This is a genomic window from Heliomarina sp. (assembly GCF_052826185.1).
This window is the reverse complement of sequence record NZ_JBRBUI010000027.1, coordinates 308,450-327,952: the sequence shown is the minus strand read 5'-3', so window position 1 is coordinate 327,952 and position 19,503 is coordinate 308,450. Positions and strand designations below refer to the sequence as shown.

The 19,503-nt window shown below is 57.3% G+C and carries 15 protein-coding genes; 5 read left to right on the top strand and 10 right to left on the bottom strand.

Annotated elements, in window-relative coordinates:
• Window positions 1–23 precede the first annotated feature (23 nt).
• The 4 genes from soxC (at window position 24) to ACU0FH_RS10385 (ending at window position 3,469) form a co-directional block, all read left to right on the top strand.
• Window positions 24–1,304, top strand: a complete 1,281-nt coding sequence (soxC, locus tag ACU0FH_RS10400) for a sulfite dehydrogenase (protein WP_446194536.1) — start codon at window positions 24–26, stop codon at window positions 1,302–1,304.
• Window positions 1,288–2,433 (top strand): c-type cytochrome, encoded by a 1,146-nt coding sequence (locus tag ACU0FH_RS10395; RefSeq protein WP_446194535.1) that lies wholly within the window; start codon window positions 1,288–1,290, stop codon window positions 2,431–2,433. Before soxC ends, ACU0FH_RS10395 begins: the two co-directional genes overlap by 17 nt.
• A gap of 93 nt (window positions 2,434–2,526) precedes the next feature.
• Window positions 2,527–2,952: a DUF302 domain-containing protein gene (locus tag ACU0FH_RS10390; protein WP_446194534.1), complete on the top strand. Its 426-nt coding sequence runs from the start codon at window positions 2,527–2,529 to the stop codon at window positions 2,950–2,952.
• A 46-nt stretch (window positions 2,953–2,998) separates the two neighbouring features.
• Window positions 2,999–3,469, top strand: coding sequence for a DsrE family protein (locus ACU0FH_RS10385; RefSeq protein WP_446194533.1), 471 nt, complete (start codon window positions 2,999–3,001; stop codon window positions 3,467–3,469).
• Between the two features lie 84 nt (window positions 3,470–3,553).
• On the opposite strand, the gene ACU0FH_RS10380 is transcribed toward ACU0FH_RS10385, so the two are convergent.
• From ACU0FH_RS10380 to ACU0FH_RS10360, 5 genes are all read right to left on the bottom strand, one after another.
• Entirely contained in the window at window positions 3,554–5,563 is a 2,010-nt protein-coding gene (locus ACU0FH_RS10380) for an ATP-binding protein (protein WP_446194532.1), read from the bottom strand.
• 956 nt (window positions 5,564–6,519) lie between these two features.
• Complete coding sequence (locus ACU0FH_RS10375) at window positions 6,520–9,405, bottom strand: type I restriction endonuclease subunit R (RefSeq protein WP_446194531.1); 2,886 nt, start codon at window positions 9,403–9,405, stop codon at window positions 6,520–6,522.
• Between the two features lie 2 nt (window positions 9,406–9,407).
• Window positions 9,408–9,650 (bottom strand): hypothetical protein, encoded by a 243-nt coding sequence (locus tag ACU0FH_RS10370; protein WP_446194530.1) that lies wholly within the window; start codon window positions 9,648–9,650, stop codon window positions 9,408–9,410.
• Between the two features lie 12 nt (window positions 9,651–9,662).
• Window positions 9,663–10,910 (bottom strand): restriction endonuclease subunit S, encoded by a 1,248-nt coding sequence (locus ACU0FH_RS10365; RefSeq protein WP_446194529.1) that lies wholly within the window; start codon window positions 10,908–10,910, stop codon window positions 9,663–9,665.
• A complete protein-coding gene (locus ACU0FH_RS10360) occupies window positions 10,907–12,469 on the bottom strand; it encodes a type I restriction-modification system subunit M (protein ID WP_446194528.1) in 1,563 nt (520 codons plus the stop codon). The genes ACU0FH_RS10365 and ACU0FH_RS10360 overlap by 4 nt, the downstream gene beginning before the upstream one ends.
• Window positions 12,470–12,695: 226 nt before the next feature.
• On the opposite strand from ACU0FH_RS10360, the gene ACU0FH_RS10355 reads away from it, so the two are divergent.
• Window positions 12,696–13,283: a tyrosine-type recombinase/integrase gene (locus ACU0FH_RS10355; protein ID WP_446194527.1), complete on the top strand. Its 588-nt coding sequence runs from the start codon at window positions 12,696–12,698 to the stop codon at window positions 13,281–13,283.
• Window positions 13,284–13,318: 35 nt separating this feature from the next.
• Here the strand turns inward: ACU0FH_RS10355 and ACU0FH_RS10350 are convergent, their stop codons facing one another.
• From ACU0FH_RS10350 to ACU0FH_RS10330, 5 genes are all read right to left on the bottom strand, one after another.
• Window positions 13,319–13,630 carry a helix-turn-helix domain-containing protein gene (locus tag ACU0FH_RS10350; protein ID WP_446194526.1) on the bottom strand — a complete coding sequence of 104 codons (312 nt, stop codon included), beginning with the start codon at window positions 13,628–13,630 and terminating at the stop codon, window positions 13,319–13,321.
• A 98-nt stretch (window positions 13,631–13,728) separates the two neighbouring features.
• Window positions 13,729–15,612 (bottom strand): TniQ family protein, encoded by a 1,884-nt coding sequence (locus ACU0FH_RS10345; protein WP_446194525.1) that lies wholly within the window; start codon window positions 15,610–15,612, stop codon window positions 13,729–13,731.
• Window positions 15,609–16,565, bottom strand: coding sequence for a TniB family NTP-binding protein (locus tag ACU0FH_RS10340; protein WP_446194524.1), 957 nt, complete (start codon window positions 16,563–16,565; stop codon window positions 15,609–15,611). The genes ACU0FH_RS10345 and ACU0FH_RS10340 overlap by 4 nt, the downstream gene beginning before the upstream one ends.
• Window positions 16,562–18,700 carry a Mu transposase C-terminal domain-containing protein gene (locus ACU0FH_RS10335; RefSeq protein ID WP_446194523.1) on the bottom strand — a complete coding sequence of 713 codons (2,139 nt, stop codon included), beginning with the start codon at window positions 18,698–18,700 and terminating at the stop codon, window positions 16,562–16,564. The genes ACU0FH_RS10340 and ACU0FH_RS10335 overlap by 4 nt, the downstream gene beginning before the upstream one ends.
• Window positions 18,697–19,395 (bottom strand): hypothetical protein, encoded by a 699-nt coding sequence (locus ACU0FH_RS10330; RefSeq protein ID WP_446194522.1) that lies wholly within the window; start codon window positions 19,393–19,395, stop codon window positions 18,697–18,699. The genes ACU0FH_RS10335 and ACU0FH_RS10330 overlap by 4 nt, the downstream gene beginning before the upstream one ends.
• Window positions 19,396–19,503 lie beyond the last annotated feature (108 nt).

Here is a 19,503-nt window from a genome sequence, read left to right as displayed (position 1 = left end):
CCGCCGACCGAAGAGGAAGAACCATGAGCGAAGAGAACAGAACAGGCCCCTCGCGCCGACAGTTCCTGACCAGCGCCGCGGCGCTTGGCGCCGGGAGCGTTGCCGCGGGTATGGCCCGGGCCCAGACGCCCGACCCGTTGATCACCGAAATTCAGCCATGGGCGCAACAATTTGGCGACGGCGTCGATGCCACCCCCTATGGTCTGCCGATCCGGTTCGAGGATGATGTCATCCGGCGCAACGTGCCGTGGCTGACAGCGGATGTGACGAGTTCGATCAACTTCACGCCGATCCACGCGCTGGACGGAACCATTACCCCGCAGGGCTGCGCCTTTGAACGGCACCATTCGGGTGCCATCGAGCTTGCCAAGCCGGATTACCGGCTGATGGTGAACGGCCTTGTCGACCGCGAACTGATCTTTACCTACGAAGACCTCGAACGCTTTCCCCGCGAAAACCACGTCTATTTCTGCGAATGCGCCGCGAATACTGGTATGGAATGGGCGGGGGCACAGCTGAACGGGGCGCAGTTCACCCATGGGATGATCCACAACATGGAATATTCCGGGGTGCCGCTGCGCACGATCCTGCAAGAGGCCGGGCTAAGCGCGGCGGGCGACCTGAAAGACAAGTGGATCTATGTCGAGGGGGCCGATGCCTCGTCCAATGGACGTTCCATTCCGATGGAAAAGGCGCTCGACGATGTGCTTGTGGCCTTCAAGGCGAATGGTGAGGCTCTGAGAAAGGAACATGGCTACCCTGTCCGGCTTGTCGTGCCCGGCTGGGAAGGCAACATGTGGGTCAAATGGCTGCGCCGGATCGAGGTGAGCGATGGCCCTGTGGAAAGCCGCGAAGAAACCTCGAAATACACTGACACACTGGCCGATGGCACCGCTCGCAAGTGGACATGGGTGATGGACGCGAAATCCGTCGTCACCTCCCCCTCCCCTCAATCGCCGATCACGCATGGTCCGGGTGCGCTGGTCATCACCGGGCTCGCGTGGAGCGGTCACGGCAGGATCGCGCGGGTCGATGTATCCAAGGACGGCGGCATGACATGGGAGACCGCAAGGCTGGCCGGTGAACCCGGCAACCGGGCGCTGACCCGGTTCTACCTCGACACGGAATGGAACGGAGAAGAGATGTTCCTGCAATCCCGCGCCATGGATGAAACCGGCTATGTCCAGCCGACCAAGACACAGCTGCGCGAGGTGCGCGGACTGAATTCGGTCTATCACAACAATTGCATCCAGACCTGGTGGGTGAAACCGAGCGGGGAGGCAGAAAATGTCGAAGTTTCCTGATTTTGGCGTGGCCGTTGGGCTGGGGACCATTGGCCTGCTTGGTATGGCCTACCTTGGCGTTTCGGATGTGAATATGAATGGCGCGGGAGCGGCAGCTTCCCGGGAAGGGACGAGCGGCTGGTTCATCTCCGCCGCACGCGCAGACGAATCGACCGGAACGCGACTTGGCCTTGGGCGGCCCGCACTGCCCGAGGAACTGGCGGCCTGGAATGTCGACGTGCATCCGGATGGGAGCGGACTGCCCGAAGGGTCGGGCTCGGTCGAAGATGGCGAAGTTCTGTTTTCCGAAAACTGCGCTGTGTGCCACGGCGAATTTGCCGAAGGTATCGACAACTGGCCCGAGCTGGCCGGGGGCGAAGGGACGCTGGCGGATGACGACCCGGTCAAGACGGTGGGCAGTTACTGGCCATACCTGTCGACGGCATGGGACTATGTCCACCGCTCAATGCCCTATGGGAACGCCCAGACGCTTTCCAACGACGATGTCTACGCGATCGTCGCCTATACCCTCTATTCTAACTACCTCGTGGAAGACGACTTTGTTCTGACGAAGGACAACTTCCTTGAAGTCGAGATGCCCAATGCCGACGGGTTCGTGATCGACGACCGGCCCGAGACAGAATATGCGAAATGGACCGGCGAACCCTGCATGGAGAACTGCAAGGACGAGGTAAAGATTACCATGCAAGCGTCGAACCTTGACGTGACGCCCGGCGTTGAAACAGAGGTGGAAGCCAAGGCAGAGGAAGCGGCAGCCGATAAAGCACCGGCAGAGGTCGAGGCAAAAACGGAGACAGCAAGCGTCGATCCCGCACTGATCGCTGCGGGCGAAAAGGTCTTCCGGAAATGCAAGGCCTGCCATGATATCGGAGCAGATGCCAAGAACAAGTCCGGCCCACAGCTTAACGGCGTCTTAGGCAGGGTGATGGGATCTGCCGAAGACTTTCGGTACTCCAAGGGATTTCAGGATGCGCATGACGAAGGTCGCGTCTGGGACGAGGCTGCACTAGTTGAATTTCTCGCCAAACCAAGAGCTTTCATGAAGGGTACGAAAATGTCTTTTGCCGGGCTCAAGAAAGAAGCAGACGTGGCGGCGCTGCTCGCTTACCTTCAGCAGCACGGAGAATGACGACGGCTTTGGCGTCTATCTAAGCGCGGTGGCCCGCCTCCCGGCCATCACTTACACGAAGCTCACTGGGAGATTCAGCTTGGAGGACACTGCATGAAACACCTGATCGCACTCCTGACGCTTTGCGCGGCGCCTGTCGTCGCGCAGGACGCTGTTACCACGCTTTTTGACGGCAGCTTTGACGACGCGACTTTTGCCGTCGAAAGCGCAATTGTCGGCAAAGGGCTCGTTGTCGACTATGTCAGCCATGTCGGCGACATGCTGAACCGCACGGGCGCGGATGTCGGCAGCGAAACCGAGATTTTCAAGGCAGCCGATGTCTTCCTGTTCTGCTCGGCCGTGGTGTCGCGCGAGGTGATGGAAGCAGACCCGATGAACATCATCCATTGTCCCTACAACATCTTCGTGGCCGAAACGGCCGATGGCGTGACCGTGGGGTATCGCAGCTATCCCGACGGTCCGATGAAGAAAGTCGAGGCGATGCTGGAGGAGATTGTCACCGAGGCCACCGGCCAATGACAAAAAGCGGGGAGTGGAGGCCCCGTGCAATAAGGGAGGAGAACCGATGAAGACGTTTATGAAGGCCGCGATGATCGCAGCATGCGCTGCCGTTATGTCACCCGCTATGGCACAGGCGCAGTCGGTCAATGCAGCGGAATATTTCGGCGACCAGAAAGTCGTCTACCATTTCAACGGGAATGGCGGTGAGGGCAACAAGGCCTACAAGGGTGGCCTGCGGAACCTGCAGAACCATATCAACGCCGTCGGAGCGGAACATCTGGAAGCCGCCGTGGTCATGCATGGCAACGGTCTCGGCATGTTGTCCGAGGCGATGAACGACACCGACCTTCAGGGAGCTGTCGCGAGCCTGAAAGGACAGGGTGTCAAGTTCCTGGTCTGTGCGAATACGCTCAAGGGGCGGAATATCGATTATGAAAATGACCTTTACGATGTCTGGGATACCGACATCGTGCCGTCCGGGGTGGCCGAGCTCTCTCGCCTGCAACAGATGGGATATACTTACGTGAAACCGTGATGCTTTTCGCGTCCGCTTGAACAACTACTCATCGTGTAGAGCTGGCAGGCCCAAGCTCGGCGCGCTGGACGTTGCAGCCTGCGCCTAGGCCGACAGACTTGCCTGTTCTTCGCGGATTTCGACGGGCTTCAAAACAAGGGTAAAGAGGCTGCCCTTCCCCGGTGTGCTTTCCACAAGCAGATCGCCGGATTGGGCGCGTGCAAGCTTGCGGGAAATCGCCAGACCAAGCCCGGTGCCCGTTTTCGAACGTGTGAGAGAGGAATCTACCTGCTCGAATGGTTCGAAGATGCGCTGCCGGTCGGCTTCTTCGATCCCCGGCCCGGAATCTTCGACGTTGAAATGGACTTCGCCCTCTTTGTGGGTCACGGTCAGCGCAATAAATCCGCGTTCCGTGAATTTCGCCGCATTGCCCAGCAGATTGGTTAGGATCTGTCTGGTCCTCTTGCAGTCCGCAAGCACTTTGCCGTCCTCATATTCAACGACAAAAGCCAGATGCTTGTCCTCGATGAGGCGGCGCATCTGCTGTTCAACCGTGGTCACGAGATCGCCGATTTCACATTCCGTCATGTCGATATCCGGATTACCGGATTCGATCTTGGAGAAATCGAGCATCTCGTTGATCAATTCCAGCAGGTAGCTAGCCGAGTTCGTCTGCTTGCCTGTCACCGACTTGATTTGATCCGCCAGCCCGCGCAGGGCCTTGCGGCATTCTTCAACATCAACCGGGTCCTTGTGAAGCGCGGTTTCAAGCGCGACATAGGCAGGCTGGCGTTCTATTTCATGTGTCAGTTTGGCCAGCCCAAGCACCACGGTCAGCGGCGTGCGCAATTCGTGGGACAAGACGCTAATGAACTGGGATTTCGCCTCGCTCGCGGCCTGTGATCGTTCCAGGGCATTTTTGAGCTGTGTCACATCGCTGAGGATCACAACGCTGCCGCCATCGGATGTCTTGTGGATCGCGGCGTGCACGGTCAATCCGTTCGAAAACCGCATTTCCCTTTTCGCCTGCGCGCTGTCGATCTCTTTTTTACGCTCCTTGTACCAGGCCTCTTCCTGGCCAAAGGCATCGACAAAATTGCCCCGTTTCAAACCTTCTTCGAGAAGTTCAGTGAGAGTCACGCCGGGGCGCAGGATGTCTGATACGCCGCTCAGGAAGCTTGCGTATCTCTTATTGTATTTCACCAAACGTTGTTCGGAATCGAATTGGGCGAAACCATCATCCATTGCATTGATCGCGCCGGCCAGCCGCGCGCGGGCAAGACGGTTCGCTCTCGAAATGTAAAGGATGTAGCCAAGTATCGACAGACAGACGAGGCTTATCATCAAGAGTATCAATCGATCGCGGACAAGTGTCGGAGCCGTTTCAGGCCACCCCCCTTTCGGCGTTGTCTGAACCTCCCAAGCTCCGTTGGGAAAATCGACATCCAGGCTGACGGGATCCCTTCCTTGAACGCCGGGGTTTCCGGCAACCACTTGTGGTTCGGAAAGGTCGTCGTTCTCGGACAGAATTACGTAATCGACGGTTTCTGCCAGTTCCCGAAAGCCGGTTTGCCCCAACATGTCATCCAGCCGTACGACGACGGTTGCAAAACCCCAGAATTCTTCTGTCGCTCCGCCATCGGAAGATGGAAGGAAAATCGGCGTCTTGAAGAACATAAGATACTCACCAGAAGGCGCTTTGACAGGTCCGGTCAAGAGAGCGGATTTTTTTGCACTGACCCGATCTGCATATTCCAGGAGCGTTGGATATTCTGCGAAATTGAGCCCGATCAGGTGTTTGTTTTCGGCATATGGATAGACATGGCTAACCGTCAGGCCCTGTGCTGCTTCGAAATTGATTATGTCAGGCATAGACTCTTGCAATCGTGCTGCGACGACCGCGAATTCTTCCTGCGTCATGTCCGGATTGCTTTTGATGAAGGACGCTAGTTTCTCAACCTGAAGGAAATGCCCAAAGATATACAGTTCAAGCTTTTCCCGAATTTCGATCAGTTCGAGAGTCTCTGAAAGCCTGAGGTCCTGAAGATAACTGTGATTGCTGAGTTTTTCGAAGTGACGGCCACCCAGCAAAAGCAGGACCATGACGATGATCAAGAGCGCTGCAGCGGCCCTTCGGTCGGCGGAAGAACTATATTTTCGAGTATAGGTTTCGTCTATCAACTAACGGTCCGCATCACGATCAAACAACCTTTCGTTGTCTTATTCATCCACGCCTTGCCGCACAAGATAGACACCCCGTGCGCAGCGGCTTAACGACTTTGCTGTCTACACTGTTGCTCTGAGGTTACAGGCCGTTCAAACCGCGCTATTTTAAGGTGCAGCATGGAGAAAGATAAAGCCTTCAGCGCCCATCGGGCGCCGCCACAGACCTCGTCGGCATATGGATGTGATTCGGCCTGAAACGCAGCGGGCTATGGTCGCGATCCCTTTCGAAGTCGGCTAAAATAAGCCTCTCAAGACGGTCATCTGGCCCCGTAACACAGTCCCAGTCGCGTCTTCAGGAGTAAGCGCCTCAAGAGTTGCTTCGCCGAGCGGTTTCGGCGTGGACGTTGGAGAAGTCGATCTTTTCGAATGCTGCCCGGCACAACTTGTGAACCCTCTCGTCGCCGTGCTCGCACCGATCTGGTCCGAAGCCAGATGAAGTTTTCCGAGAGTCACATTTGCCGTTTCACTGCCAAACAGCGGTCCACACGAAGGCGGTTTCCAAATGGACGTTGCGCGTCTGACTTTCCACAGATTCCAAGCGTCACAGATAAGGTTACTGGAATCGATGTAACTGTGATCCCTCACAGAAACGCGGAAATCTGCAAAGCAAAGGGAGCTGCAATTTACCTTGAGTGTCGAGAGTCACCGATTTTGTCCTTTTGGCCTCGGATAAGCTATTGAAAAATATAGGGTCGATTTTGAGCTCAGAACTGAAATGTCCTTTATCGTCAGGGAATTTGTCCCGGCAAACCCTGCCAGACTTCCCCAAAGCCGAGGTGGGGCATTGGTGTCCGCTACGACCGACGATATCTTGGCAGCTCTGCCATAGTCCCGTGCGAGGTAGCCTAAGGGGTTTCCATCTCGCCGATCCCTTCATCGAAAGTCTCGATAAAGCTTTCAAGCTTGGACATTATTCGCTCGGCTGATGCTTTGCGCTGCAAGATACCCGGAGAAACGTTCATGATCGCAACAACTTCGTCAGTCAAAGGGCGTTTTCCAGAAAATTGATATATTTCAAGTAGATGCGTGAACTCTGCTCGATCAAGGTTCTCGTCGGCGCAAATTTTATCAAATTCTTTATCACGTCTCTCAGCCCAGAAACCTTGGAACGCCTCGTGCGTCTGCTCGGGGCTCTTCATCGCAGGCAGATAGGTCGTAATGAACTCTTCGATCAGCTCACGCTTGCTCCTCAGGCGAGGTTCAGAGCCTAGCATATCGAGTATGGTCTTGGTTTTGCTTGCGGTTTCCACTGTGTCCTCCGCTTCCTGCTGATCGGCAACGATAGAAGCCAAGAGCGCCAGGATATAGGCGACGTTGATATTGTCGCGGCGGATTAGTTCGAGCTCGAAATCAACCTCGTTCAGGATGGAAGCCTTGTGGTCATCGTCGCGGTCGGATTTCATCCGGTCATGGATGTCGAGATACTTGCTTTTGAAGTCCTCGAAGCGCTGTGCGTCCAGCGCAAGATCGTCATCACAGAACTCGGTGAAGCTGGTCAGCACGTTGCGGATGCGGATCAGCTCGCGGAAGGCACGTACGAACGCGAGAATGTCGTCTTCTGAAACCAGCTTGTCTACGGCCGACGGTGTCGGTGCAATCTTGAGTAATTCCATCACCGCCTCGTTGAAGCGGTCAACGTACTCTTGGTAGGGCGCGATCAGGATCGTCTCGTCGGCATCCTTGTTCGAAAACAATGCAATCGCTTCGTCCACCTTGGCCTTGAGGTTGCGGAAGCAGACGATATTGCCCTGCGATTTCTTCTGACCGAGAATACGGTTCGTTCGGGAAAATGCCTGGATCAGCCCATGGTACCGCAGGTTCTTGTCGACATAGAGCGTATTGCAGGTCTTGGCATCGAAACCGGTCAGGAACATGTTGACCACCAGCAGGATGTCGATGCCCTGGCCACTAATGAAGTCCTTTCGATCTCGCCATTTCATACGTTTCGCAAGCGCCTTGTAATAGACGTAGAAGGCCTTTCCGTCCTTCACGCTGTGGTTGGTTCCGAACATCGCGTTGTAGTCGACCACATAGCCAGCCAGTTTGTCGCGGCTGTGCTGGGTCGCCGCGCTAACTGGACCGCCAGTCACATCTGGCTCGCCGATCAGGCCGTTGGCATCTTCGTCTTCTTCATTGGCCGCAAAGGTGAAGATCGTGGCTATCTTGAGGTCATGCTTTCCCTCGTCCTTCTTGCGCTGAAATGCCTCGTAGGTCTTGGTCAGCGCATCGACGGATCCCACACACATGATGGCAGCGAAATCGCGATTGTGCGTCTTACGGTCGTGGTTCTCGATAACCCAGTCCACGACACCGTCAATTCGCCTGTCGCTTTCAAAGAATTCTTTCAAATCGAGGCCGGAAACCTCCTCCTCCGCGATCGAGGTCCCGTCCTTATGGCGCAGCTTGCCCCAATACTCGACGGAGAAGCGCAGCACGTTTTCGTCATGGATTGCGTCGGTGATGACATAGCGGTGCAGGCATTCCTCGAAAAGCTTCGCGGTCGTGCGCTTGCCGATGGCGTTTTCCTTCAGGATCGGCGTGCCGGTGAAGCCGAACATCTGCGCCTTCGCAAAAAAGACCACGATGTTCTTATGCGTGTCGCCAAACTGGCTGCGGTGGCATTCGTCAAACACGAACACGATCCGCTCATCCTTCAGTGCCTCCATCGTCGCCGCGTGCCGTTCGCGCGTGATGGCGGTGTTCAGCTTCTGGATCGTGGTCACGACCAGCTTTGTATCAGGATCGGCCAACTGGCTCACAAGCGCTGTGGTGTTGTCCGTGCCATCGACCGAGCCTGGCGAGAAGTAGTTGAACTCCTTTGTCGTCTGATAGTCCAGATCGGCCCGGTCCACGACAAAGACAACCTTTGCCACCTTCGGATTCTCGACGATCACCTGGCTAGCCTTGAAGCTAGTCAGCGTCTTGCCCGATCCGGTCGTGTGCCAGATATAGCCGTTCTTGCGACCCTTCATCACCCGGTCGAGGATCCGTTCGACCGCGTAATACTGATAGGGCCGCAGCACCATCAGCAGCTGGTCGCTTTCATGCAGGACCACGTATTTCGCGATCATCTTGGACACGAAGCACTTCTCAAGGAAGGCGTCGGCAAAGGCCTCCAGCCGCGTAATCGGCGTGTTGTCCTCATCCGCCCAGAAGAACGTCTGCTTGAAATCCTGATGCCGATTGTTGGCGTAGTATTTCGTGTTCACCCCGTTGGAGATCACGAAAAGCTGTACATATTGGAACAGTGCGTTGCCCGCGCCAAAGCTGTGGCGGTGATACCGGTTGATCTGGTTGAAGGCCTCTTTCAGTTCGATGCCGCGCCGTTTCAGCTCGATCTGGATCAGCGGCAGACCGTTCACCAGCAATGTCACGTCATAGCGCGTTTGGTAGCTTCCCACCTGTGTAACCTGGCTCGTCACTTGATAACGGTTGCGGCACCATTCGCGGGTATTGAAGAACTGGACATAAGCCGTGGTGCCATCATCGCGTTGCAGAGCCATGCGGTCGCGGAGCGTCTTGGCCTTTTCGAAGGTCGAGCCCTTGCCCAGATAGTTCAGAACGGTGCGAAACTCACCATCCGAGAATTGCAGCCCGTTGTGCGCCTCAAGCTGCGCGCGCAGGTTGGCCTCCAACGCAGCGTTGTCGGGGATGGCGACCGATGCCCAGCCGAGATCGCTTAGGCGCTTGATCAGGGCTGTTTCGAGCTGGGCTTCGGATTGGACGCTCATGATTACTCCTCAAGGATTCCGAAGTAACGGCCAACTGCGGCGGCAGCGTTGACAAACTCGCTTGCGGTTTCGAGATCCATGAGGACGCTCTTACCGTTTACATTGAGGTAGATGCTATCCTCACCGATTTTGCCATTCTTCAAGTCACAACCCGAATAGAACGAAGAACGGCCGAATTCGACAGAGATTTCCTCATCTCGGTCCTGGTCCTTGATATCCTTCTCGAAATACATCGTAGTAGCCATGTTGGTTCCTTTCTAAACGAATAGCTTTTGCAGAAGGCCCTTCTTAAAAGCCTCCATCTCGGAAATATTTTGGGACAGCGTGTCGATTTTTGTGTCGAGGGTGGAGAGGACGGCAGCGATCTTGCGCTGCTCGTCAGGGTGGGGAAGCCAGAAGGCCAGTTTTTCCAAGTTTCCCTTTGATACGCCGAGAACAGAAATACCTTGCGCAATCCGCATGATCTGCTGACGCATCGGAGCGCTGCGCAGCAGATAGCCGGAGAACCCGAGCACAAGGGATCCAGCCTTTGGCCGCGCGATATAGGTATGCAATCCAGCGACAGCGGAGTCGGGCGCGACTTCCATGACCTCGATTGCCTTTCCGATATCCGAATAATCTTCGGAAGCGTCAGCGATCACGACGTCGCCCTGACGAAGGAATTCTTCGCCCTCGAATCCCCTAAAGGGTGCGGTTGTGGCAATGAAGGGTGCGTCTTCCTTCGACTGGAAGAACAGCGGCCTGAATTTTCCGTGGATATCGCCATAGTGAATATTCTGAATGCCACTTGCCGGATCATCCCCGAGATGTTCACGGGACAGGCTATTAGTCCGAACCCATTTGAAGACATCCCCCAGCTTGCGTTCCTCCCAATCCGGGAAGGCGCTGCCGTCGTCGCGAGCAAAGCGTATCTCGCGTGAAAACAGCCGCTGCATCAGCCCGCGCTTGTAGTCCTCCAGCGCTGTCTTCTTGTCGGTTAGAAGCCTGATCTTGTGCGAGGCGGCGTCCAGTACCGCCGCAATCTTTTCCTGTTCGGGCTGATCCGGCAGCGCGAGTGGGATCTTGGCGAAGTCCTGATAATAGAGGCGTAAGCGGTCGTTCGTCAGCCCGTGCGAATACGCCCAAAGCTGGTGCAGCATGTGCCGGTTCCGAAACCAGTAGTCGAAGAATTTCGAGGAAATGCCTTTCTCGGGCGAAAGAACGACATAGGCCGGGCTGACCATGCATTCCTCGGACGCCATTCCAACCGCGCCCTGCCACATCCGCATCATGTTGTAGACGAGATCGCCAGGCTGAGCGCGCAGGTTGGTTTCATCCGCCGCGTCGGCTCCCATATGGCGTTCAAGGCTGTCGCGGCGGACGAGGCCACGGTCTTGGGTCACGGAATAGATCGGCAATCCAGCTTCGCCCTTGGCTTTGCTGTTGCGAAAGGCATCGCCCGCCCGCGCAGGTTTCCATGGACTCTTGAACTCGGGAAATCGAAGCTCCGGTGCAGACGGTCTCATAGCGGAGCTTCCAGACCAAGCTCGGCGCAGAACCTGCGCAGTTCTTCGTCAACGTCGCGCATGTGCAGATTGATCTGTTCGACGTGGCGGGTCACATCCTCCAGATCGACAGGCGGTTCTGGCACAAACGTGTCGACATAGCGCGGGATGTTGAGGTTGAAATCGTTCTCTTCAATCTCGGACAATAGGGCCCGATGGGTAAACCGTTCTTCCTCGGCACGGGTCCGATAGGCGCCAACGATGCGGTTCACGTCCTCTTCGCCCAGCCAGTTCTGGTTTTTGCCACGCTGGAAACAGGTCGCGGCATCCACGAACAGCACGTCCTCGGTCTCCTTGCATTTCTTCAGCACCAAAATGCAGGTGGGGATGGCCGTGCCGTAAAAGATGTTCTCCGGCAGGCCGATCACTGCATCCAGCCAGTTGCGCCGGAGCAAGAACTCACGAATGGCCCCCTCTGCTCCACCTCGGAACAACACGCCATGGGGCAGGACCACCGCCATGGTTCCGTCCTCATCCAGATGATGCAGCATGTGCTGAACGAAGGCGAAATCGGCCTTGGAGCCGGGCGCTAAGCGGCCATACTCGGCAAAACGGTCATCGCTTTCGAAGATCTTGTTGGCCGACCACTTCGCGCTGAATGGTGGGTTGGCGACGATGGCTTCGAACGTGCGGCCCATGTGCTGGGGATGTTCGAGCGTGTCTTCCTGCTGGATATCGAACTTGCTGTAATGAACCCCGTGGAGAATCATGTTCATCCGTGCGAGGTTATAGGTCGTGCGATTCAGTTCTTGCCCAAAGAAGTCAGCGACGTTCTTCTCCCCGATCTCCCGCGCGACCCGAAGCAGCAGGGACCCCGACCCACATGTCGGATCATAAACCGACCGCAGCCGCGCCTTGCCGCTTGTCACGATCTTGGCCAGCACGGTCGAGACCTGTTGCGGGGTATAAAATTCTCCGGCCTTTTTCCCGGCTCCCGAGGCAAACTTGCCGATCAGATATTCATAGGCATCCCCCAGAATGTCCGAATTTGCCTGATCAAGCTGGAAGTCGATGGCATCTAGGTGGACGAGAACCTTGGAGATCAGCGCATTCCGGGCATCATTTGTACGACCAAGTTTGCTTGAGTTCAGATCGAGGTCTTCGAAGAGGTTTACGAAATCCTCCTCGGACTCGTTGCCCATGGTGGATTTCTGAATGCTGTTCAGCGTCTCGCCCAGGTCGGCAAGGATGAAACTGCCCGGCTCGGTTCCACGCGCGGCCACGGCCGAGAACAGCTCGCGCGGCTTCAGGAAATAGCCGAGCCGCTCAATGCAGGCCTCTTCGACAGCTGCGAGGATGCCACGATGCACGGCGTCTGTGTCGTCAAGGCTGGTAAACGTCAGACCCTCGGATTTGAGAAGCTCTCGGTCGACATAGATGTGCAGCCTCTCGGACAGGTATTTGTAGAAAATGAAGCCCAGAATGTAGTCGCGGAACTCATCGGCATCCATTCGGCCGCGGAGTTCATTGGCGATATCCCACAGCTTCTGCTCCAGCTTTTTCTTTTGTTCTTCGGTCATTGCACTGCCCAGCTCGCCTGCTGTGAGGCGGAATTTTTCCGTAGCTTGTAGCGAACAAGACGCGCCAGAAAAACAACAAACGCCGTGTGCCGTGGTGACCGTCTGCGCGGATCGCCTTCATTTCGCCAGTTCAACTCTTTACATAAAGCGTTTAATGTAAAGAGTATAGCCGCAACAACATCCGTAACGTGCTGAAATCACGAAGGCCCCAGATCAGAGATCAGCCATGTCCAAGCCGCGAAATGTAAAGAGTGATGGGCAGGCAGCAGCAGATGCCCATGAACGTCGGCAGGACTACCTTAGCCCACCGGACATGGAGCGATTGCTGACGAGTGCCAAGAAGGGGCGCCACGGCATCCGCGATCAGCTATTGCTGATGATGATGTACAGGCATGGTCTGCGCGTTTCTGAGGCCACAGCCCTTCGCCGCGCTGACGTCGATCTCAGTCAGGCCCGGATTTGGGTCTCACGCCTAAAGAATGGCCTCAGTGTGGAACAGCCAGTAAGTGGCGACGAGTTGCGCGCCCTTCGGGGCTGGCTCGCCAAGCGCAACGACGCCTTGCCCTGGCTGTTCATCTCGGAACGGCAACAGCCGTTAACTCGGCAAGCGGTGAACTACATCGTGGCGACCGCTGGTGACCGGGCCGGTCTCGGGCACGTCAATCCGCATATGCTCCGCCATTCCTGCGGCTTCGCCCTGGCAAACCGGGGGCATGACCTTCGGCTGATTCAGGACTATCTTGGGCACCGCGATCCGCGACATACAGCGCATTACACACGAACTGCCGCGCGCCGATTCGACGATCTCTGGTGAAACAGGCCAGATACGCGCTGTCATGCTTCAGCCGGTCAGGCCCTGTTGGGGGTTCGCACATCCGCATCGGCCAGTGTCCTCGCAACGACATCGGGCTCGGCCTCGATCAGGCGAAGGAGCAGGAATGCAGCACGGTCAGGGCGTCGCCGACCCTGTTCCCAATCGCGAATGGTGCTGACCGGAAGAGAATATCGTGCGGCAAAGCTGCTTTGCGAAAGCCCCAGGGACTTTCGGAGTGCCGCGACATCGATACTTGCAGGGGTGAAGGCTGCGCCGGATGCAGATCGTCCTTCCGCAATAGCCTGAGCTTCACGTGCGCTCTCGATCAACTCCCGTCCGAAGCCCATGATTCACCTACAATTGCTCTATCTCCCGCCCTTGGGCTATACGGCAATGCCGTATCTTTGCCAATGGAATCCCTTTGAGCACGATGAAGTCGGCCTGTCTATCCGGCGATGGGTGCGCCTGAGTTCCGCCCTCTCCGTTTGCCGTTGATTTCCCGGACATGAAGATCGTCAACGATGCGGGGCAAGTCTCTGCGGTGGAGGAACCGAGCCCCGCGCTGCCCTGCCGACAGCAATGAAATGTTCAATCTATCAACAGCGGACTGAACGGCCTGAAAAGATTCTCCGATCTCGTCGCCGGCGCGTGCAATGGCAATGTAGCGGGCCCGGAACGCTTCGAGGCTCTCTTTCTGCACCGTGACGAACGCCTCTCCTGTCATCGGGTGACGCTCTTCCAACGGTTCAAGTCGGCCAAGGCGCAGCAGCCTGGCGATAGTCCTCACCGAGACCCCAAGCGTTTTCGCGGCATCGGATCGGAGAATACCTCGGCCGTCGAAGGACGGACAGATTGCGGAGACGGCGGGTCGGGCGAGCACTATGCTCGACACAGGCGGTCCATCACGCCGTGATCTTGCCATGCGGATTTCACCCCGCATCAACATGCCAAGGAGTTCACCTATGGAGCATTTGGAAGCTTGCGCCGCCGCGGCCAATGGAACCGCATCCCTGTGAGCTTGTTTCACAACTGGCAGTTCTCGGACGCGCGTCAAAAGATCGACAACATCCGACCGGGAAAACCATCGCAGATGTGCGGGACTGCCTTGAAGTGGTCGAACCAACCCTGCTTTCAGAATGCTGGCGAATGTACCTTCGCTGCATCCCAGCATCTCCCGCGCTTCTATCGGCTCGATGACGTTGCCGTTGATCTCTCGAACCGCATTCGCCTGTTCCGCCGTCACCAGCGACAGATAAGAAAGATCTGCGAGTTCGGATGGCGGTGGCGGCGCGAGTCCCGAAGAGATGACGTCGCGAATGAATGATGTGCTAACCCCGACTGCACGGGCAAAGTGGCGGGTCGGCAACAGCTTCGGTGTCGCAACAATTTCGCCCAGAATCTTTGCCCCTGCCGTAACGGCATAGTTCCGGATTACGAATTCGGCGAAGACCTTGCGCAGTGGGAAGTAATCCGGATGCAGTCGGGAATCCGTGAGCCAGGTATTGATCGGGCCGAGGTCCTTTCCATAGCGACGACGGCGGCCTTCGTTGCTGATGCATGTCGTTTCGAGCCAATGCGCCAACACATCCGGGCCGCCTTGGAGGACATCGAACCCGACAGCGCGTGCGTGATTGAGAACAGAGGAATCATGACCGGACAAGGCGGTATCAGCCCCGAGGTTGGCCCGCAGTCCGATCACCTCGCTCGCTCGTGCAATGGCATGGGCTGGCAGTCCATCCAGCCAATCGCAGGTTGCCCGGCCATCTACGAGGCGCTCAAGCATGTAGGTTTCGACTGCTGCGGGCCGAGCAGTGGAGAGGCCGATCTGCGGAAGCTCAAGCATCTGTCGATGCTTGCGTGCGACGGCGGTCACGTCGAAAGTGTCGATGGCAAACCGCGCGCGCGGCAAGATGATCAAGGGCAGCTTGTGCCAGGGGCACGTGACAACCGGTGCTACGACGTTCTGCACTACCTGGATCGCCGAGAACGGCACCTCTCCATGTTCGGCACCACGAGCGCAAATCGGGCAAAGGCGAACCTGTGTTCGCTCAAGAACCTTATCCGAGACCACGGCACAGCGAGTCGCGAGTCTGCGCCGTCCGACCACCCTGATTGCCTGAGAGATCAGTCGACCCGCATTCTCCCCCGAGATGTCGGCCAATCGGGCAAGCTCGTGGGCTTCGCCGTTGATTACCGCTCGCCAGTCCAGACCGACATCGTGGCAAAACTCATAGGCGGAAGCGCAGCCGTTTCGCGCCGCCAAGCGCGAAACGTAGGAGGTTTGGGTCTCGTATGGGGTAAGCGGCAACGTCAGAGCCAGACGGGTCATAGTTCCACGCCTCCTCGAATCATCCGGGCATCGAGATGCTGAAACTGATCTGCAATGAACGGGTTCACTCCGTCCACCACACCTGTAGAGCGGCGAAAGGCTGCGGCGAAGTCGCCAGCCTCCAGCGTTGCCCCGCCCGCATACAAGCGTTCGCGGATGGCATTGACGATCAACTCGATCATGCGGCCAAACTCATGCGCCGAGGCCTGGACCAGACGTTCGAGAAATTCTCGCTCGCCAAGACCTGAGGCTGTTTCCAAGCAGGCTTTCGCGCCATAGGTGCGAACGATCTGCATGATATTTCCGCCTGACCGAGCGGCCGAGATTGGCTGAAATTCTACCGGGTGAAAACGCCTCGCCAACTGTGGGTCCATGTTCAGCATTGACCTGAGGTCCGGCATCCCGGACAGGATCAGGCCCACGGGCCATGAATTGTTCTGCATCAGGGATTTCAGCGTATTGACCACGGCGATTTTCTCGCGGTCGCTCTGGCTGATGGCCAGGTCCTGCGCCTCGTCGAGATGGAGGAACTTCACCTGTCGTTCCCGCAGGTGAAAGCGCACCTTGTCCCAGATGATCGCCGTGGTGGGCAGCCGGTTCATAGGATAGCCGAGCGCATTCAGAAGCTCGTGACCAACATGCTTTAGCGTGGCCGGCGACGGAACCTGAAAGCTAGCGACTTCAGCCGTGGCCTCACCAGCCTCGGGTAGGTAGCTTCGTAACAGATGGCGAACGGCGGTAGTTTTCCCGCTTCCCGTGTCCCCGATCACGGCGATGCCACGGGCTTCAACTGGCCGTCCGGCCGCCAGAGCGGCGCGACGTTCTGCCAACAGGATTTCGAACTGCTCTCGCAGCGTCGCATAGCCTTCGTGATGCGCGAAGAAGGCTCGCAACTCGACAACGACGGCCGCAATGTGATCAGCACGACTTTCGGAGGCTAATGGCAAGGTCATTGCGGGTCCTCCAACCACCAATCGTTGGGAGGTTGACTATCGTCTGGCAGATCGTTCTCGTCGTGCAGGTCGCCCGGAGACTGGAGATGATGCCCCGGAGCATTGATGATCTCGCCGAACAGGTCGCCCTCATCGCCATTCTGGGGCTGTCCCGATCCGCTATCCTCCCAACTCAGATGAATGAACAGGTTGCGCTCAAGCTTCAGAATTTCCTTTTCTGTCATGAACTTCGGCGTCAGCCGGGCGCGCTGGCTGGCAATGCGGTCGATATGCGCGATCCTCTCGAATGCGCGGCGGACAATTTCTTCGTTGATGAGCTGCGCGTCGCGATGCCGTTGCCGAATGTCGCGCATCGCGACCGTCCACTCGGCGAGGGACACTCCTTGGAAGCCCGGTCTTACCGAGCTCGCACCGTACCAATCGTTGTTGATGTAGATGGCTATATGTCCGAGATCCTGTGGGTCCATGCGAAAGCGCACGGATCGATCTTGGCCGTGCCGGAACAATTCCCCCAATAGGGGGTGGTCATAGTGAAGGCTGCACACCCGGATACCATGCCGCTCGACCTTGCGGACGCCGGGTATGCCGAACACATAGCGGCGCTGGATGGTGTCAGGCGCCGGTAGTTTGCCCAATTCACTGCACAGTCGCTGCCACGCGTTTGCCGGTGTTTCACCGCCCAGACCAGCGTGGGGGCTGTTATGATACCCGTCGACGACGTATCGCAAGAGGATTTCCGTCAATTCGTCATCGGTAAATACGGCAAGCGCCTCGGAGGGGTAATCACCACGTTCAACGACGTTGGAGAATGTCCGGCCCGACAACCATGGCATGAGCTGAACGCCGAAGGTTCTGAAAACACGCTCCACGGTCGCACGCATTTCCGCGAGCCCGGCAGGCGGCGTCTCGACCGTCGCGCCAAGATCGGTCACGGCAGTTCGGAACATGTCGGAAACGAAAGACGGCCCCTGATCCGACACCAATGTACCAATTCCACCGAACTGATCCCATGGACACTCGCAACCGGCAGCGTCAGAAATGGCCGTCTTGTCGACGGTGATGAGTTCCAGAGACCGAACCGCATCCTCTGGCGTCGGCTTCTCGCAAAGCCGCATCGAGAGGATGCAGCGCGTGGCGACATCGATTGCGACATAGAGCCAGCGACGCCCTACCCGAAAACGCTCCCGCAACTCTGACGGAGCGCCGTCAAACACCCCACCTTCATCGAGGATCGTCATCAGATCGATGCGCCACTCGTCCATCTCGATCCGTTCCAGCGGAGCCAGTGACGAGACACCGGTCCGATAGGGCCGGAATTTCTTGCGGGCAGCTTCTGTACCATGACGTTGCGCATAGGTTTCAAAAGGATCGAGTTGCCGAATCCGCCGCCGGATCGTCGAGGCTGACGGGAGCTCAAGAGGAAGCCGACCCTCCCGGGCACGCTCTTCATTTGCCTTTCGAAAAGCCGCCGCCGTATTGGCAACGATGATTTCCATCGTGGGGCGGTTGCGCTCCTGGTACCCTTTCACGCAATCCTGAAGCAGTGCTTCTCTGACCCGGTAGCTCTCAATCGACCTGATCTGGGATTTGGAGCGCGTCCGAGCCAATCCCATCGGTGAGTGCCCGGCACGTTCGTAGCGACGCACCCACCGGAGCAAGGTTTTCGGATGCGGCGGCGCTTTCAGGGCTACTGGACTACCAGCTCTGGGCGTGCTGCCTTTGCCCTGCCTGTGTCGTTCCCGCTCATCAACCGCGTTGCGAAGCGTGGAAAGGGCGGCTGATATCGAAAGTTCCGTGCGCTGAACCCTGCCAGCCAGCTCAGCTCGCAGGTATTCTTCACACCACGCAGTTTTCCAAAGAACCTTCTCGCGTTCTGCCAGAGCGATGCTCTCCAGATACAGCTTGTCAAAGGCAAGGCGACGCCTGACCTCGGCCTCCTCATAGAAGCCACGTTTCAGGCGTACATCCGGTTTCTGGAGTAGCGCGTGGAACTCAGCATGGCTGAAGCTTCGTACCACATCTGGGGAGCGGACCTCTCGCAGCGACAACCCCCTGGTTGATTGTTTTGCCAGGCGAAGTTCGGACTCACCAATCATGATCATGTCGGTTTCGAGCAAACGAAGGCGCCAACTCATGACATCACCTCTGCGCCGCGCCCGGCGCACACTTGGGAGCGCGGCGTGATTTCACCTTCATCCAGTCTGCGCAGGACACCCGCATAAATCCGGCGGAATGCGGCGGCGAACCCTCGCTCTCCGAGTTCCGTCGCAGAGACAATCGCGTCAATGGTCGTCGGGCCAGCAAGATTTTGGGCAACCTGTGCCACTATCCGATTTGCCTCGTCATCCGCATGGCGTCGAAAAAAGTGTAGTCGCTCGGCATTGAGCGCGTCGACGCGGCGAAACGAACGGTCGGTCATCAAGACGACATCGTGCGCATAGCTCACATCGGTCGCGGCGCGCACATGCTGCAGGTACTCCCGAAATCCGATGCGCTGGCAAATTTCAAAGGGCTTGATGGCGAGCGCAACACGGCGTGTGTCACTGAATCGAACGAGATAATCATAGAAATGCAGACGAACGCGCCCTTGACCATCGCGAAACGTGATGCCCGGCGGCTGATCCCAGATATCATGGACGTCCCGGCGAGCGAGAAGCAGATACAGGATGTGGTGTTCGAGCTTGCTCTCATACTGAATCCGGCGTGGGTGACTGTCGGCTGGCAACTGCGCCACGACGATACCGCGGCTGCTCGCCTTTGAACGTACAGGTATTTTCCGCGTGGCTCTGCTGACCCGAGGCGGGCTGAAAGGTTTGTTATCAGGGTTCATTTCTCCAATGCCTATAGCGTCCGGCCGCAACAGGCCGTTCGCCCAAGGGCGCTCCTTTACTGATGGACACATGCGCGACCAGCCGTCCCAAGAGGGCCGTCAGTCTTG